The organism is Paenibacillus sp. 2KB_20 (assembly GCF_052115765.1).
Lineage (GTDB): Bacteria > Bacillota > Bacilli > Paenibacillales > Paenibacillaceae > Paenibacillus_AQ.
Genome location: NZ_JBFRHH010000001.1, coordinates 386,202 through 403,371, shown reverse-complemented (window position 1 = coordinate 403,371; position 17,170 = coordinate 386,202). Strand labels below are relative to the sequence as shown.

The window sequence follows — 17,170 nt, the reverse complement described above, 5'->3', positions numbered from 1 at the left end:
GAGGAGGAGAAATGGAAGGGACGAATGCCTACGAAGGCGTATATCATAACGAGCGAGCAGTTTATTTGAGAGCCGGGGGTTATGAGGCCATCATGCTTCCGGATATCGGCGGGAATTTGATATCGTTCAGGGACCTCGATAAGGGCTATCGGTTTCTGCATGAGCCGACGTCGGAGGAAATGCCGGGATTCAAAGCAAGGCCGATGATTCATGGCATTCCGGTATTGTTTCCCCCGAACCGCTATAAAGACGGCCAGTTCCGGTGGAACGGCAAAGTCCATCAGCTGCCGGTCAATGAAGAGGCAACCGGTCATCATCTGCATGGATTTCTGTACAACATTCCATGGGAGGTCGATGAATACGGGCATTCCGGGCAGGAAGCTTATGTGACCGTGTCTGTCCACGTGGATGAACAGCATCCGGTATTCCAAAGCTTCCCGTTCCGGTTCCATATTCAGCTTCGGTATGGCTTAAGCCGGCAGGGGCTGTCCCAGCGGGTAACGATTACCAATACAGGCCAAGAAGCCATGCCGTGTTTGCTGGCGTTCCATACGTCCATCAACGCGCCATTTACCAATGGAGGCGACGCCCAGGATTACCGCTTAAAGCTGACCGTCGGGAAGCGGTGGGAGCTGGATGGGCGAATGCTGCCCACCGGATCCTATCAGGAGTTGTCCGCTAACGAGCAGGTCATGCAAGGAGCAGGCGTGTACCCCTTCTTCGAAAGTATGGACAATCATTATACCGCTGTAGCTCAAAATGGAAGAAACCGGATGGAGCTTACCGATCGGGCGGAGAAATTGACGCTGGTTTATGACGTAGGCACCTCCTATAAACAATGGATGATCTGGAACAACGAAGCGACCGAGGGTTTCTTTTGCCCTGAGCCGCAGATCAATCTGGTCAATGCGCCCAATATGGACATGGAAGTCGAAGAAATTGGGTGTTTCAGTCTTGAGCCAAATGAAATCTGGGAAGAGACCAGCAGGCTGTACGTGAAGGAAAGCCGAGGCTAAAGCCATAGGTGACAGCCGGGTAACAGATAAATACCGACAAATTAAACCTAAAAGAAGGAGTTAAACATGACAGAATTAACACTGCCGCGTCCGGAGTACCCCCGCCCGCAATGGGTAAGACCTGAATGGATTAATCTGAACGGTGCTTGGCAATTCGAAATCGATCATGGGAAAAGCGGGAAGGAGCGCGGATTCCATGAGCCGGGACATGATCTATCCGGAACGATCACCGTTCCCTTCTGCCCCGAAAGTAAGCTGTCCGGCGTTGAATATAAGGATTTCATGGCAGCTGTATGGTACAAACGCGATTTTACCGTGCCTGAAGAATGGAAAGGCAGCATCCTGCTTCACTTCGGAGCTGTGGATTACGAGACGGAAGTATGGGTAAACGGTGTATCCGTAGGAATGCATCGCGGAGGATATACGCCTTTTAGCTTTGATATTACGTCGCATGTGATACCGGGCAAGAACGTGATTACCGTCTGTGCGGAAGACGACGTCCGTTCCGGACGCCAGCCGCGCGGGAAACAAAGCGGGCGGTTTCACTCGCATGGCTGTGATTACACCCGTACGACGGGGATTTGGCAGACGGTATGGCTGGAGCGAGTGCCGGAGGCCTATTTGTCCGACATGAAAATAGTGGGTGATCCCGATAATGCCTGCGCGCACCTGGAAGTAAAGATCAGCGGAAATGCTGTGGGACATAAACTGAGCGCCTCCGCTCTGTATGAGGGAAAACCTGTAGGGAACGCCAGTGCGGTCGTATCCGGGCCGTCCGTCAAACTTACCATTCCATTGGCGGAGGTTCACTTGTGGGAGGTGGGTCAGGCCAGGCTGTACGATCTGAAATTAACCCTGCAAGGACGGGATCAGGTGAGCGACACCGTCCAATCCTATTTCGGGCTTAGAACCGTCATGCTGGGCGGCATGGCCTTCCGCATCAACGGCAAATCCGTGTTTCAGCGCCTTGTGCTGGATCAGGGCTTCTATCCGGATGGGGTCTACACCGCCCCAAGCGATGAGGATCTCCGCAAAGACATCGAAATTTCGATGGGACTCGGCTTTAACGGCGCAAGGCTTCACGAGAAGATGTTTGAACCGCGCTTTCTATACTGGGCGGACCGTTTAGGGTATCTGGTGTGGGGAGAACATGCAAATTGGGGATTGGACATTACCACAACGGAGGGGCTGTCACATTTTCTCCCGGAATGGCTCGAAGGCATGGAACGCGATTTCAATCATCCTGCTCTCATCGGCTGGTGTCCTTTTAACGAGACATGGGACCGTGACGGCGCCAAGCAAAATAACGAAGTGCTGCGCATTGTGTACGAAGTATCGAAAAAGATGGATCCGACGCGTCCCGTCATTGATACGAGCGGTAACTTCCATGTCGTGACGGATATTTTCGATATCCATGATTACGACCAGAACCCGGAGACATTCAAGGAACGATATGAGCCGATGAAGAACGGCGGAGAGGTGTACAATAGCTTCCCGAATCGGCAGCAGTATGAAGGCCAGCCTTATTTCATCAGCGAATATGGCGGCATATGGTGGAATCCGGACCAAAAAGACGAGAAGTCCTGGGGTTACGGCGACAGGCCGACCTCCGAAGAAGCGTTCCTAACGCGCTATGCGGGCTTAACGAATGTGCTGCTGGATCATCCGAAAATGTTCGGATTTTGTTATACCCAGCTGTACGACGTGGAGCAGGAAGTGAACGGATTGTATACCTATGACAGACGTCCAAAATTCGATCCCGAAGTGATTCGCCGCATCAATTCCCGCAAGGCCGCGATTGAAGATTGAGCCGGTATCATGACCGTTATCGAAGTAGGCGGTGTTACATTTCTGCGTGGTGTATGATTGCATATTATCCGAAAGGAACGTGACGAAGGATGAAGGTGAATTACCGGAATAAATTATTGCTCACGATATGCGCATTCCTTATTCTTCCTATGGGTCAGGCGACACATGCGGCTACGCTTCAAAATAACTTCTACAACGTGGTCATGCAGGAGGGGGCGGATCCATGGGTATATAAACACACCGACGGCTTCTATTACTTTACGAAAACGACCGGCGGAAATGTGACCATATGGAAGTCCGCACAGCTTACCACGATCGATGCAGCTCCGACGACCGTCGTCGAAACGGGCTGCTGCAGCATCTGGGCTCCCGAATTGCATTACATCAATGGCGCCTGGTACATCTACTATGCCAAGGATGATGGGGATAACGTCAATCACCGCATGTATGTCATGGAGAACACGTCGGCGGATCCGATGCAGGGAACCTGGCAGTATAAGGGCCAAATTACGGACCCGACGAATAAATGGGCGATTGACGGCACGGTGCTGCAAACAGGCGGTCAGCTGTATTTTATATGGTCCGGCTGGGAAGGCGACACCAACGTCCGGCAGAATTTGTATATCGCCCGCATGAGCAATCCCTGGACGATCGATTCGAATCGCGTTGAAATCGCAAGGCCTACCCACAGCTGGGAAACGAACCATTCCCCGCATGTAAACGAAGGGCCTCAGGTGATTGTGCGAAACGGTCTCATCAATCTGGTATACTCGGCAAGCGGAAGCTGGACCAACGACTATTGCCTGGGCCTCATCACGGCCAGCACAACCAGCGATCTGCTGAATCCGGCATCATGGAGCAAACGCAGCCAGCCTATATTCAAGTCCGGTCACGGTCTGTACGGACCGGGTCATCATTCGTTCACCAAGTCGCCCGACGGTACGGAGGACTGGATGCTCTATCATGTCGCCAAATACAATAATGCCGGTTGGAACCGCGAGGTTCGAATGCAGAAATTCACGTGGCATGCCGACCACACGCCCAATCTCGGCGTCCCGGTGAATCCGAATGCTCCGATAACCTTGCCTTCCGGCGAAGCAGCACATATCCGTTATGAAGGTGAGGAAGGGACATTTGGAGGTATCGCCTATGCATCTCAGAGCCCTAACGGCTCGGGAGGCATGAAGGCCGGGCATATCGATACACGGGAGAGCTATGTGGAATTCAAGGTACATGCCGCGTCCGCAGGCGAATACATTCTGCTCGCCCGAACGGCGAATGGAACAGCCGGGGGGAATTGGTCCCATCTCATGCTCAGCGTAAATGCCGGTACCGCAAGCAAGTTCCACATCACGAATAAAGGATGGGAGAACTGGGGGCTGTCCACGGCGCGGGTTCAGTTGAAGGCTGGCGTGAATACGATACGTTTTTCAAAAGGCGAGGGATACGGAGAAATCGACTTTTTCGACATCAAGCCGCCCAACTAGGATACAGCGGATGGCATAGCGGGTCGATAAATAAAGTGTTGTTAGCTTGATCATGGATGGCTTCCGGTTCTCCCGGAGGCCATTTCTGGCTATGAAAGTCATGGTTTTCTACGTCCGACTATACGATGCCCTATGGCAAGAGGCAGGAAAATGGATGGTGTAAGCCTTTCCAGTGTGATTGTTTTTCATTTCATTAAGAAGTAAAATTATTGTAATGAATATGTTTAAAGGAGAGCGGATTTGTGCTGGAACTTGGTTTTAACGACCCGGAAAGACTGGTCACGGTAGCTCATGCCTTGTCAACGCGCTCTAGGGTGGATATTCTGAGGCTCTTGAACTCCAAGAACTTGAATGTCATTGAAATCGCCGAGAAACTCAAACTTCCCGTTTCTACGGTTGCGAGCAATATCAAAGTGTTGGAAGCGGCCGAGTTAATTAATACGGAATTGCTTCCGGCTTCGCGAGGAGCAATGAAGGTGTGCAGCCGTAATTATGACGATGTTCATTTTGCATTGAATTTAAAAAATTCAGTACCTAAGGGAATCACGCATGTCTATGAAGTAGAGATGCCGATTGGCCATTACAGCGATTGCGAAGTATCGCCGACATGCGGAATGGCGAATGCCGACGGGTATATCATAAAGGAAGACGAGCCGGCGAGCTTTTACCATCCCAAGCATGTCAATGCCCAGATCATTTGGCTGCGCAAGGGATATTTGGAATATTTGATGCCGATGGATATTCCGGCCGGTGTACGAATCGAATCACTTGAACTGTCCATGGAGATGTGTTCGGAGGCCCCGAATTATGACCAAAACTGGCCTTCGAATATTTCGGTGTGGGTCAATGGCGTGGAGATCGGCATGTGGACAAGCCCCGGCGATTTCGGGGATCGGCGCGGCAAGCTGAACCCGAATTGGTGGTACGATTGGGCAACGCAGTACGGGTTTCTCAAGACATGGCGGGTTGATCATGAGAAGACAACGCTGGACATGGAGAAAGTGTCGGGCGTTACATTGGATGAACTGAATCTTTCCGAGAGTCCCAAATTGCGGTTGCGTATCGGCATCAAGCCCGATGCCGTCAATCAAGGGGGGCTGAATCTGTTCGGACGCCAATTTGGGGATCACGAACAGAATATTATCATGCAGGTAAAATATACGATGGATCAGGATGGGGAAGACCTTTAATCATGCTATTCGTAAGTGGCCGAAGGCTTAACAGAAGACGAAGAAAAGGCAAGTGCAGCGGCAGCATGTGGGCGGAGAGGTTTCCCGTTTGTATAAAGGAAAAAGTGGCAGTGCAGAAGGTATTTCTGTGCTGTCACTTTTTTTGTTTACCCTCAGAATAGTCGGAGTAAACCGCGAATCCTTATCGATTGAGAATCATTTCATATGAAGAGCCCATTCTTTTCCCGGTTTACATTCCGTTTAAATAGGGGTGTTACGATTCAAGCATCATCCATTAGCAAAGAGGAGGAAATCATAATGGAGCATGTATACAGAAAGAAAATAGAGCCTAACCCTGGTGACTTGGCCGTTGAGGCTTATGGACTAGTCAAAACATTCGGCGATAATCGTGCCGTGGATGGCGTGGATCTGAACGTGCGTACCGGAACGATCTACGGTGTGCTTGGTCCGAATGGGGCAGGCAAGACGACCACCATCCGGATGCTGGCGACCTTGCTAAGGCCGGATGCCGGTACGGCCCGAATCTTTGGACACGACGTGCAGGCGGAATCGCAGATCGTCCGTCAGTTGATCGGGGTAACCGGTCAATACGCGTCGGTGGACGAATCGCTCAGCGCTACGGAGAATCTGATTATATTCTCCCGTTTGCTAGGTTTGGGGCGTACGGAGGCGCGGCGCAAAGCGAGTGAGCTGCTTGAGGAATTCGGTTTGTCGGAAGCCGCGAAGCGACCGCTAAAAAATTTCTCCGGCGGCATGCGGAGAAGACTGGATCTGGCGGCAAGCCTTATTGCCCAACCGCCGCTCATCTTCCTGGATGAACCGACGACGGGGCTTGACCCGCGTACGCGTTCCCAGATGTGGGATACGATCCGCCGATTGGTGAATACCGGTTCAACGGTATTGCTGACCACGCAGTATCTCGAGGAGGCGGATCAATTGGCAGACCGCATCGCCGTTATCGATTACGGCCGGGTTGTGGCCGAGGGGACAGCGGATGAACTGAAGATGTCGGTAGGCACTTCCTCGCTGCATTTGACCGTCCAGCATTTACAGGATATGGATCGCGCCCGCCATACCGTGGAACAAGTGCTCAAAGTTCATGCTAATGTATCGCCGGAAGCGGGAAAGATAACGGCACCGATGGCTAATGCGGGTCTTGTTACAGACCTGTTGATCGAGCTGCGCACGGCAGGAATCGGCTTGTCCGAGATGAGCGTGCAGAAGCCGACCCTGGATGAGGTGTTCCTAACGATCACCGGCCACGGCGTGAAGGAAGACGCTGGCCAAGGGGCTTATGAATCCAATGATAGAGAGGTGGCAAGGGTATGAGCAGCACCATGATTCAGCCAGGGACGGAACGTCAGCTCAAGAACCGCACGAGTTTCGGTCAGACGATGCGAAATTCGTTGACAATGGCCTACCGCGGGCTGCTGAAGCTCCGGCGTACGCCCGAGCAGTTGTTTGACGTCACGTTCCAGCCCATTATTTTTACACTGATGTTCACCTATATTTTTGGGGGCGCCATCTCCGGTGACGTGGCGAGTTATTTGCCCGTTATCATTCCCGGCATCCTCGTCCAGACAGTGATTACGACCTCCGTCGTCACAGGTGTTCAGCTGCGTGAGGATATGGATAAAGGCGTATTCGACCGGTTCAAATCGCTGCCGATTGCACGCATTGCACCACTGGCCGGTGCCCTGCTGGCAGATACGATTCGATATACCATTGCAACGGTGCTTACCTTTACGATGGGTTATATTATGGGATATCGGCCCGAGGGCGGCTTGGGTTACGTTGCTCTTGCCGGGCTGGTCGTCATTTTGTGCTCGTGGGCCATCAGTTGGATCTTTGCTTTCTGCGGCGTGATTGCAAGATCCGCCTCCGGCGTACAGGGAATATCGATGATCGTGCTGTTTCCGCTCACGTTTCTCTCCAACGCGTTCGTGCCGGTGGATACGATGCCGGGCTGGCTGCAGTGGTTCGTCAATATGAATCCGATCTCGCATCTTGTGACAGCCGTTCGGGATCTCACCAACGCTGGCACCGTGGGCTGGGATCTCACGATATCCTTGGTCGGCGCCGCGGTCATCGTGGCGATCTTTGCTCCCATTACAGTTCGTGCGTACATGCGCCGCACCTGATACCAAGGGGGCTCATCCGACGAACGTTTACCCATGCTGCCGGGGAAAGCAGGACATCCGTCCGAAACGCAGGTTGACATCGATTTATTAATTCACTATACTGTCTGTAATCTTATAAGCAACATACGTTGAAAGAGCCCAGTAGCAGCTTGGTCCCTGTTCTAGAAAGCCGGGGGATGATGGAACCCGGTACACACCAAGGCAGCGAATTACACTCTGGAGTATCTCGGGTAATGCCGAGCGGAAACGGCGAACGATATCTCGTCTAATGAGCGGCATGAATGACGCGCGGCAAGCGTGCAGATCATTTGTGCAATCTGGGTGGTAACACGGTTAATAATCGTCCCTATGTCTATAACAGACAAGGGACGATTTTTTGTTTTTCAACGAGTTGGACGTTTCGTTATAAGGAAATTAATGAATTGAAGGAGTGTTAACACTGTGAATATTATCGACGAACTGGAATGGCGCGATGCGATCAACCAACAGACGGATGCCGAAGGCCTCCGGAAGCTTACGAATGAAAAATCAATCTCGCTGTACTGCGGCGTAGATCCAACGGGCGACAGCATGCATATCGGTCACCTGATTCCCTTCATCATGCTCAAACGGTTCCAGCTTGCCGGCCATCGTCCGGTCATTCTGATCGGGGGCGCAACCGGCACCATCGGCGATCCAAGCGGACGTCAAACCGAGCGCTCGCTGCAGACGCTGGAGCAGGTTCAGGCTAACGTTGATGCGTTGACCGGACAAATGAAAAAGCTCTTCGTGACGGAGGGCGACAATCAGATCCGCATGGTTAACAACTACGACTGGACGCATAAAATCAACATTATCGAATTCCTGCGCGATTACGGGAAAAACTTCAGCATTAACTCGATGCTGGCGAAAGACGTGGTTGCGAGCCGGCTTGACAGCGGGATTTCATTCACGGAATTCTCTTACCAAATCCTGCAGTCGGTTGACTACTTGCATCTGTACCAGCATGAAGACGTACAGCTGCAAATCGGGGGATCGGACCAATGGGGCAACATTACAAGCGGCCTCGACCTGATCCGGAAGAAGGAAGGACCTGAGGCAAAAGCATTCGGCCTGACCATTCCGCTCATGCTGAAGGCCGACGGCACGAAATTCGGCAAAACGGCCGGCGGCGCGATCTGGCTCGACCCGAACAAAACAACGCCATTCGAGTTCTACCAGTTCTGGGCGAACACCGACGATCGCGACGTCGTGAAATACCTGAAGTACTTCACGTTCTTGACCAAAGAGCAAATTGACGAGCTGGCCGAAAAGGTGCAGAGCGAGCCGCATAAACGCGAAGCACAAAAAATGCTGGCTGAGGAAATGACGAGATTCGTGCACGGCGAGGAGATGCTGGAGCAGGCCAAGCGCATTACGGCGGCCTTGTTCAGCGGCGATATTAAATCCCTTACGGCCGATGAGATCGAGCAGGGCTTCAAGGAGATGCCGACATTCGAAGCCACGCCGGAAACGAAGAATATCGTGGACTGGCTTGTGGATCTGGGCATCGAGCCTTCCAAGCGGCAAGCTCGCGAGGATATCACCAAAGGCGCCATCTCGATGAACGGCGAGCGTATCAGCGACGTCGGTCACGAGGTGACAGCCGACCAAGCGATCGGCGGCCGGTTCATCATCATTCGCAAAGGAAAGAAAAACTACAGCTTGGTGAAAATGTCCTAGAAGACGGTGTAACCATCAGGGGGAAGAGTCTCCCCCGGACGAAAGCACCCGTAAAAAGCCGCTAAACACGTTTCAAGGTGCTTAGCGGCTTTTTTTATAGATAAGAAAGTATAAACTCCCGATGCTCCCCCTCCTGATCTCGCAAGAAAAACATCTGCTGTAGAGAGTACTTCTTATATGCAGTCTGTCTTCTGGAAAAGTACGTCGATCGACGTTTTTCTTTTATTGGAAGTTTCCTTCTATATAATAGGATAATATCTGTAGTGTTAAAGGAGGTAGATTATATCATGAACATTCAACTGCAGACCGATCTGTGCGAGCGGTTCCAAATCCGCTATCCGCTCTTTCTGGCAGGAATGGCCGGGGGACCGACGACAGTTGAACTGGTCGCCGCCGTATCCAACGCAGGCGGACTCGGCACGCTGGGTGCGGCTTATATGGAGCCGGCTGCCATTCGTCACAGCATTCAGGAGATTCGCAAGCGGACGGATCAGCCTTTTGCCGTCAACCTGTTTGCGACACGTGCCCCGGATCGCCATGAGCGAATCGGAGAGGTTCAACAGGAGTTAAACCGGATGCGGAATGACCTTGGCATTCCCCATGCGGGCAAGGATCACGTAACAACCCCGGATTGGTTCGAGCAGCAATTCACAGTTCTGATCGAAGAGAAGGTGCCTGTCATCAGTACGGCATTCGGGATTCTGGAAGAGCCTCATATGCAGCAAGCGAAAGCGGCTAAGCTTCTGGTTGTTGCGATGGCTACCACAGTCCGCGAAGCTATGCTGGCTGAGCAGGCAGGGTGTGATGCCGTCGTCGCCCAAGGCAGCGAAGCGGGCGGACACCGTGGAACGTTTGATATTTCGGAGCACCCGATGGGCGCCCAAATCGGAACGTTTGCCTTGGTACCGCAAATCGTGGATCGCGTCAAGATCCCCGTTATTGCCGCCGGAGGCGTGATGGATGGACGCGGACTCGCGGCTTCGCTTGTTCTTGGAGCCCAAGGCGTTCAGATGGGGACGCGATTCCTGACGGCGATTGAATCGGGAGCACATGAGGTTTACAAGCAAGCGCTGCTTCAAAGTACGGAAGAGAGCACGGTGATCACCAAAGCGTTCTCGGGACGGCCTGCAAGGGGAATCCGCAATGCATTCATCCGGCAATGGGACGAGAGCGGCATAGAGCCGCTGCCCTTTCCTACGCAGAATACGGTGACCCGTGACATACGAAACGCGGCTAATCGCCAAAACAATCCGGAGTATATGTCATTGTGGGCGGGGCAAGGCACAAGAGGGCTGACTTCGGGACAAACGGCAGCGGATATCGTTGCCGAGACGATCCGGGAAGCGCTGTTGATCTGCCCATTTCGTGAATCCGATCATTTGAAATGAGAGATATGCTATACGCTAGGAAAACATGAAGCAGCAGGCCACCTTAGGGAAAACCTTGAGGTGGCCTGTAAAGCTTTTTGCTAGAAACCGCCGTAAGTATCTCCGCCTTCGCCGCTCCACGTCATCTCCACGAAGGAGGACGGATTGGTAGACGTCGCTGTTTTGGAGCCGGAAGCGTAGAGTCCCCCGGCAACGCCGGTCATCGTATAGTCGGTATATAATTTGTTCGAAGTATAGTTCGTGTAAATCATCGCTCCCGAAATATTCGATGCGGTTACGTTCTTAAGCTCCAAATTGCTTCCGTAGGACACTCCGTCCGAGGCCGTGGTTTTGCTCGTTCTGAACGCCTGGCCCGTGGCCGCATTATTTTTGACCGTGGTGTTGATAATCTGTACGTCATTGGCCCGCATGAATATTCCGTTGTTGCCCACAGTTGATTCCGGCACCGTATTCTGAAAGTCAACCGTGCTGCCGATCACTTTGATATGATGCGTGCCCTCTTTGAAATCAAAGCCGTCGTTTTTGGTTTGTAAGGCGCTGCAATTCAGGAACGTAATATAACCGCTTCGATCCGGATTCGGCAATGTGGTCCAGTTCTGATCGGCATCCCCCACATAGAAGCCTTCGCCGAATTTTCCGCCTTGCCCCGCGCTTTGGGCGGTACTGTTCGAGACAAGCCAGTATTGGCTGTTTTTCCGAATCTTGAACGCTTCTGCGGTCGTGTTTTTGACCGTTACGTTGGTAACGTAGCCATGAGAGGCCTCAATCAGCAGGCCTTTGTTTGATTTGGAATTGGAGTTAATCGTCACATTCTCCAGCTTGTAATAGCTGTTCTTGATATGGAAAGCTGCATTGCCTGCCGATGCGGTGAAATGAAATGTTGCTCCGCCGCCCGTGCCGCGAATCGTGATGTAATTGCCTGACGCTCCGTTCCTGGAGGTTGCAATGGTTCCATCCGACACCGAGTAGGTCCCGGATACTTCGATAATGTCACCGGGATTCGCACTGGCTAAGTAGCTCCGCAGCGTCGCGACGTCACCTGCCGGGACCGATTTGGTTGCCGCCTTTACCATATGACCAGGGTAGAATGCAAATACAAGCATGAAGCAAAATAAGGATACTATGCCAAACTTGAATGATGGCTTGAACATCATGAAACCTCCTCGCTATTTTTGACACTATTCATCGTGCAGTCGCATTTGTTGCCTTATGTTCTTTCTGGGCGAAACACATCACCTCACTTAACGGGGATCAGATTCATTGTTTAAGCGCTCTAATTATAATCCAATCCGAATACCACATTGCTGCTTGAAAATATCATAATTTCGTCTGCATTCGATACTGGAGAGGCGTCATGCCGTACTTTTTTTTGAACATGGCGATAAAATACGAGGGGTAGTTGAATCCGGTCTGTTTACTGACCTCTTCGATTGTCAGAGAAGGCAAGCCAAGAAGCGTTCTGGCTTCCTCCAAACGCTTGTTGTTCGTATATTCGATGATGGTCATGCCCATCTGGTCTTTGAACAGCTTGGACAAATAACTGGGGGAGAAATGAAGGTCCGCAGCTATTTCGTTAATCGTAAAGGATAGATGATAGTGCTTGCCAATCCAACTTACCATGGCGCCGACAGGTTCGAGCGAAGCAGCGGCTGTATGATACTTGAAGCCCCCGCTGCGATCCGGAGGATAAATATGGCTATTGAAGTAGGTGAAGAAATGAAATAAAAACAAGGCAACAACTTCCTTCTGAACCTTTCGCGGAACGCTGGCCAGCATCTCATGCAATTGCAGAAATTGATTTTCCAAATATAAAGCATCCTTGGATGAAAGATGAAAAACCTGATTGGACCACGGATGCTCCAACAATTGTGAAACAGCGGTTGTCAGCTGCGGGAGTGCGGTGAGGAAGCGCTCGATGACAGAGGCTTTGATTTTCAGCAGGCTGCGAATGTAATTCGGCGGTACGATGACTTGAATATGGTGTATTTGAAAAGGCTTAATCAACACCAAGGTGCCGGGCTTCAGTGAGTGCGTTTGATTATTGACGATATATCTTCCGGCGCCTTCATGAATGTACAGGATCTCCAACCCTTCGTGATAATGAAAATATTCCACCGGCTCTGTATGTACGCTTCGATAGTTGAACAGATAAAGATTGTCACGCCAGGGAATCGAATGGTGAATTTTCATCTGGAACCTCCTTATGCATGAATGATAGGGATGATGGGTTCAATTACAGGGCTTCAAGCATTTCGCATACATCGTATGCCTAACCCTGCAAATCATGCTTCTGCGTTTGACTGCAGCGAGCGAATATCGCGCACAAGAGGGAAAACCGGGAGGCTGTCGAACACTTTATCATAATATATATGTTAAAAAATGCTGCTATGACGGCATAACGGGGGTTATGATGTCCACGCCTATTTTGTCTACGAAACTGTATATACCTTCTCCCCGATCGAGGGCAGTTCTTCGCCCCCGCTTGATCGAGCGTTTGAACGAGGGGCTGCGATTGCAACGCAAGCTGACTACGATTTCCGCCTCTGCAGGCAGCGGTAAAACTACGCTGCTCAGCCAATGGATCAAAGACTCACGACTGCCCGTCGCCTGGCTGTCTTTGGAGGAGGGGGATCGTGAGCCAGCAAGATTTCTGGCTTATCTTGCGGCTGCCCTGCAAACCGTCGGGGTTGATATCGCAGAGGGCATCATAAGCAAACTCCAAGCTCCATCCCCACTTCCTCTGTCGGTCGAAGCCATCGTCACGGCCATCCTTAATCACATTGCGACCATGGGGAACCGTTTCATTCTGGTTCTTGATGATTACCACGTAATTGATTCCAAACCGATAGACAGCGCTCTTGGCTTTCTCATTGAGCACATGCCGCCGCAGATGCATGTGGTTATCGCCAGCCGCCAGGATCCTAATCTGCCCGTGGCCCGGCTGCGTGCCCGGGACCAGTTGACGGAAGTGCGGACATCGGACTTGCGCTTCACATCCGCTGAAACCTCTAAATTCCTGCGCCGCTCCATGGGACTGGATTTGTCAGCTGAGGATGCGGCGCTTCTCGAATCCCGCACGGAGGGCTGGATTGCCGGCCTGCAATTAGCGGCGCTGTCCATGCAGGGCCAGCAAGATGCCGCCACCTTCATCCGATCCTTCGGCGGCAAGCACCGTGACGTACTGGACTATCTGGTTGAAGAAGTGCTGCAGCAGCAGCCTGAGGGCATTCAGGATTTTTTGCTAAATACCTCCATTCTTGACCGGCTGTGTGGTCCATTGTGTGAATATATTCTTCGTAGCGAAGACCGTGATGCTCCGAAGAACACCATCTCCGGGCAAGAAACCCTGGAGTATCTGGAGCGCGTCAACCTGTTCATCGTTCCGCTGGACAAGGAGAGGCGCTGGTACCGATATCACCACCTGTTCTCGGATGCGCTTCGGCAGCGTCTAACCCGAACGGGTGCTTCTGCGGCTGGCGGAGAGAGGGACGTGTCCGAATTGCATCGTCGTGCCAGCGAATGGCATGAACGTCAAGCTCTTCTGCTGGAAGCTTTTCAACATGCGATTGCCGCTCAGGATGTGGATCGCGCCGCACGCCTCATTGAAGGGGAGGGGATACCTTTGATCTTCCGTGGAGCAATAGGACCTGTGCTCCATTGGCTGGATTCCTTGCCTAAGGAAGAAATGGATGCAAGGCCCGCGCTACATGTCATGCATGCTTCCGCCATGTTAATGGTCGGTCAAATGACCAGTATCGAACCCAAACTTCAAGCCGCCGAAATCTATCTGCAAGCTTCGGAGGACGATTATACCCGGGATCTTATAGGGCATATCGCCTCTATACGTGCCACCCTTGCTGTCAGCAAACATCAGCCGGAAACCATCATGGCGGAATCACGCCGGGCCTTGGAATTATTGAGTCCGCATAATCTGCCCGTGCGCACAGCGACGATATGGACGCTGGGATATGCCTACCAGCTGCAGGGGGAGCGGGCCGCGGCTGGCAAGGCTTATCGGGAAGCCGTGACCATCAGTCAGAAGATTGGGCACATCATGATCAACATGATGGCGACGCTCGGACTCGGAATGATTCAGGAGGCGGAGAATCTGTTATATGCAGCGGCCGAGACGTATCGGCGCGTTCTGGATTTAGCAGGTGATCCTCCGCTGCCGGCAGCGTGCGAAGCGCATCTGGGCCTAGCCCGAATATGCAGTGAGTGGAATGATCTGGATGCCGCGGAACAGCATGGGCAGCAGGCCCTCCACTTGGCCGGGCAGTTCGAGCATATAGACAGGGGCGTGGCTTGCGAGGTATTTCTCGCAAGGCTGAAGCTTTCACGGGGAGCGGTGAGCGAAGCGGTTGCCATGTTGGCTAAGGCGGATCACTTCGCCCGTCAGCATCATTTCGCGCATCAGCTACCCCATATTGCCGAGGCACAGGTGCTTGCCCTGCTGCAGCAAGGGAATGCCAGTTCAGCGTTGCAGCTTGCCCAGAAGTTTGAGCTCAAGCTAAGCCTAGCCAGAGTGCTGCTCGCACAGGGGGATACGGCGGCAGCGCTGGTGATGCTCGAACAACTGCGGACGGATATGGAAGTTAAGGAATGGGTGGACGAACAGCTTAGGGTAATGGTGCTGCAGGCTTTGGCCCTTCAAGCCCATGGTGAGAAGCTGAAAGCGGCACAGATTGCTGCGGATGTGCTGGGGATGAGCGAGCCGGGCGGTTTCATCCGGTTGTTTATCGATGAAGGGGAGCCGATGCGGCAGTTGATAAGCGCAGCAGCTGTGAGCAAACCGATGCAGAAGCTATTTAGGGAAGCCGTAGACAAATCGAAGCAGAAGCAGCTGTTAAGAGAAGCTATAAAGAAACCGATGCATGACTATCTGGAGCGGCTGCTGCATGCATTTGATGCTGAAAGACTCGAAAGTGGTGTTACATCAGTATTCGTTCCAGGGTTAGTTCAGCCTGCGGAGTCCCTGATTGAGCCGCTAAGCCGGCGGGAATTGGAGGTTCTGCGTCTCATTGCCGAGGGGCTATCTAATCGTCAGATTAGCGAGAGGCTTTTTGTTACGCTCAGCACCGTGAAAGGGCATAACCGGATGATTTTCGATAAACTCGAGGCCACGCGCCGTACCGAAGCTGTAGCGCGTGCGCGCGAGCTGGGTTTACTGTAGGCGACGATCACAGAATCGCTATTCATCCATAGCGATCTCCCTTCAAATATCGCTGTTCATGAGAAAACCATACTTAAGTATCTATGGCTCGGTACCCTACGGCAGATATACTGATTGCAAATGCAGGTTTGGAGGAAACCCATGAAAGCAATGGTATGCACCGCTTATGGATCACCGGATGTGTTAAAGCTGCAAGAGGTCGAGAAGCCGATCCCTAAGGATCGCGAAATTCGGATCAAAATTTACGCCACCACCGTCAATTCGGGGGATTGCCGAGTACGGGGATTACGCAGTCCTCTTTTGTATAAGATTCCCATGCGGCTGGTGTTGGGCCTGAGAAAGCCAAGACAACCGATACTCGGGGTGGAGCTGGCAGGGGAAGTAGAAGCGATAGGCAAGGATGTTACGCGATTCAAGGTAGGCGATCAGGTCTTGGCATTCAGGGGAATGCGATTCGGCACGTATGCCCAGTATATCTGCATGCGCGAAGACGCGTTATTGCTGTTAAAGCCCGATCATGTGACTTATGACGATGCCGCCGCCGTATCTTTCGGAGGAACGACGGCCCTGCATTTTCTAAGAAAAGGGAATATCCGGCAAGGGCACAAGGTTCTGATTTATGGAGCGTCCGGTGCGGTGGGGACTTTAGCTGTACAGCTTGCCAAGCAACATTATGGAGCAGAGGTTACCGGCGTTTGCAGTACCGCGAATGTGGGACTGGTGAGGTCGCTCGGAGCCGATCGGGTCATTGATTATACAAAAGAGGATTTGACCACAAGCGGAGCGCGATACGACATCATCCTGGATGCGGTCGGTAAACTGCCGAAATCCAGATGCAAGCATTTGCTCACCCCGGGCGGGAGCTATGTAACCGTTGAAGGGCAAGGGGTGGCCAAGGTGCTGATGGAGGATCTGAGATTGCTTGCGGAGCTGCTTGGAAAAGGGAAGATCAAGCCGGTCATCGACAGAAGGTATGCATTGGAGCAAATGGCTGAGGCGCACCGGTACGTGGATGAAGGACGCAAGAGGGGCAGCGTTGTCATCACGGTGGGGCATGATCATTGAGGGAAAGTCATCATTCACGGCGGCGCATGATTATGACAGCAGATGAAGCAAGGCATCATTCAAGGATATAGACAGCCATCCAAGCATGCCCCCGGACCACTCACCGTGCTGGCACAGGGAGCAGTGCCACACGATGTACTCATTTACCAGCCGATCCTGCAGAGGGTCGGCTTTTCTCATCGGAATGAGGGGGAGCGGTG

The 17,170-nt window shown here is 52.4% G+C and carries 12 protein-coding genes and 1 other annotated feature; of the genes, 10 read left to right on the top strand and 2 right to left on the bottom strand.

Annotated features, from left to right (window positions below; genetic code table 11):
• Positions 1–11: 11 nt before the first annotated feature.
• From AB4124_RS01880 to AB4124_RS01845, 8 genes are all read left to right on the top strand, one after another.
• Complete coding sequence (locus AB4124_RS01880) at positions 12–1,016, top strand: aldose 1-epimerase (RefSeq protein ID WP_441970825.1); 1,005 nt, start codon at positions 12–14, stop codon at positions 1,014–1,016.
• A gap of 66 nt (positions 1,017–1,082) precedes the next feature.
• Positions 1,083–2,825 (top strand): glycoside hydrolase family 2 protein, encoded by a 1,743-nt coding sequence (locus tag AB4124_RS01875; RefSeq protein ID WP_441970823.1) that lies wholly within the window; start codon positions 1,083–1,085, stop codon positions 2,823–2,825.
• Between the two features lie 89 nt (positions 2,826–2,914).
• A complete protein-coding gene (locus AB4124_RS01870) occupies positions 2,915–4,312 on the top strand; it encodes a family 43 glycosylhydrolase (protein WP_441970821.1) in 1,398 nt (465 codons plus the stop codon).
• A gap of 242 nt (positions 4,313–4,554) precedes the next feature.
• Positions 4,555–5,502: an ArsR/SmtB family transcription factor gene (locus tag AB4124_RS01865; RefSeq protein WP_339291490.1), complete on the top strand. Its 948-nt coding sequence runs from the start codon at positions 4,555–4,557 to the stop codon at positions 5,500–5,502.
• Between the two features lie 297 nt (positions 5,503–5,799).
• The gene (gene tetA(58), locus AB4124_RS01860; RefSeq protein ID WP_339267098.1) at positions 5,800–6,831 is read left to right on the top strand and encodes a tetracycline efflux ABC transporter Tet(58) subunit A; all 1,032 of its coding nucleotides are present in this window, start codon (positions 5,800–5,802) and stop codon (positions 6,829–6,831) included.
• Positions 6,828–7,643: a tetracycline efflux ABC transporter Tet(58) subunit B gene (tetB(58), locus tag AB4124_RS01855; RefSeq protein WP_430105915.1), complete on the top strand. Its 816-nt coding sequence runs from the start codon at positions 6,828–6,830 to the stop codon at positions 7,641–7,643. The genes tetA(58) and tetB(58) overlap by 4 nt, the downstream gene beginning before the upstream one ends.
• Before the next feature lie 119 nt (positions 7,644–7,762).
• Positions 7,763–7,994, top strand: a binding site (T-box leader).
• A 90-nt stretch (positions 7,995–8,084) separates the two neighbouring features.
• Positions 8,085–9,344 (top strand): tyrosine--tRNA ligase, encoded by a 1,260-nt coding sequence (gene tyrS, locus AB4124_RS01850; protein WP_076324215.1) that lies wholly within the window; start codon positions 8,085–8,087, stop codon positions 9,342–9,344.
• 287 nt (positions 9,345–9,631) lie between these two features.
• Positions 9,632–10,732 (top strand): NAD(P)H-dependent flavin oxidoreductase, encoded by a 1,101-nt coding sequence (locus AB4124_RS01845; RefSeq protein ID WP_441970818.1) that lies wholly within the window; start codon positions 9,632–9,634, stop codon positions 10,730–10,732.
• 80 nt (positions 10,733–10,812) lie between these two features.
• Here the strand turns inward: AB4124_RS01845 and AB4124_RS01840 are convergent, their stop codons facing one another.
• Positions 10,813–11,886, bottom strand: a complete 1,074-nt coding sequence (locus AB4124_RS01840; protein WP_441970816.1) for a hypothetical protein — start codon at positions 11,884–11,886, stop codon at positions 10,813–10,815.
• Positions 11,887–12,049: 163 nt separating this feature from the next.
• Entirely contained in the window at positions 12,050–12,922 is an 873-nt protein-coding gene (locus AB4124_RS01835; RefSeq protein ID WP_339267092.1) for an AraC family transcriptional regulator, read from the bottom strand.
• Between the two features lie 220 nt (positions 12,923–13,142).
• On the opposite strand from AB4124_RS01835, the gene AB4124_RS01830 reads away from it, so the two are divergent.
• Both AB4124_RS01830 and AB4124_RS01825 read left to right on the top strand, forming a co-directional pair.
• Complete coding sequence (locus AB4124_RS01830; protein WP_441971620.1) at positions 13,143–15,905, top strand: LuxR C-terminal-related transcriptional regulator; 2,763 nt, start codon at positions 13,143–13,145, stop codon at positions 15,903–15,905.
• Positions 15,906–16,046: 141 nt separating this feature from the next.
• The gene (locus AB4124_RS01825; protein WP_441970813.1) at positions 16,047–16,970 is read left to right on the top strand and encodes an NAD(P)-dependent alcohol dehydrogenase; all 924 of its coding nucleotides are present in this window, start codon (positions 16,047–16,049) and stop codon (positions 16,968–16,970) included.
• Positions 16,971–17,170 lie beyond the last annotated feature (200 nt).

Coding starts and splice junctions, on each gene's coding strand:
- AB4124_RS01880 (WP_441970825.1), top strand. CDS start 12: ATGGAAGGGACGAATGCCTACGAAGGCGTATATCATAACGAGCGAGCA.
- AB4124_RS01875 (WP_441970823.1), top strand. CDS start 1,083: ATGACAGAATTAACACTGCCGCGTCCGGAGTACCCCCGCCCGCAATGG.
- AB4124_RS01870 (WP_441970821.1), top strand. CDS start 2,915: ATGAAGGTGAATTACCGGAATAAATTATTGCTCACGATATGCGCATTC.
- AB4124_RS01845 (WP_441970818.1), top strand. CDS start 9,632: ATGAACATTCAACTGCAGACCGATCTGTGCGAGCGGTTCCAAATCCGC.
- AB4124_RS01840 (WP_441970816.1), bottom strand. CDS start 11,886: ATGATGTTCAAGCCATCATTCAAGTTTGGCATAGTATCCTTATTTTGC.
- AB4124_RS01835 (WP_339267092.1), bottom strand. CDS start 12,922: ATGAAAATTCACCATTCGATTCCCTGGCGTGACAATCTTTATCTGTTC.
- AB4124_RS01830 (WP_441971620.1), top strand. CDS start 13,143: ATGTCCACGCCTATTTTGTCTACGAAACTGTATATACCTTCTCCCCGA.
- AB4124_RS01825 (WP_441970813.1), top strand. CDS start 16,047: ATGAAAGCAATGGTATGCACCGCTTATGGATCACCGGATGTGTTAAAG.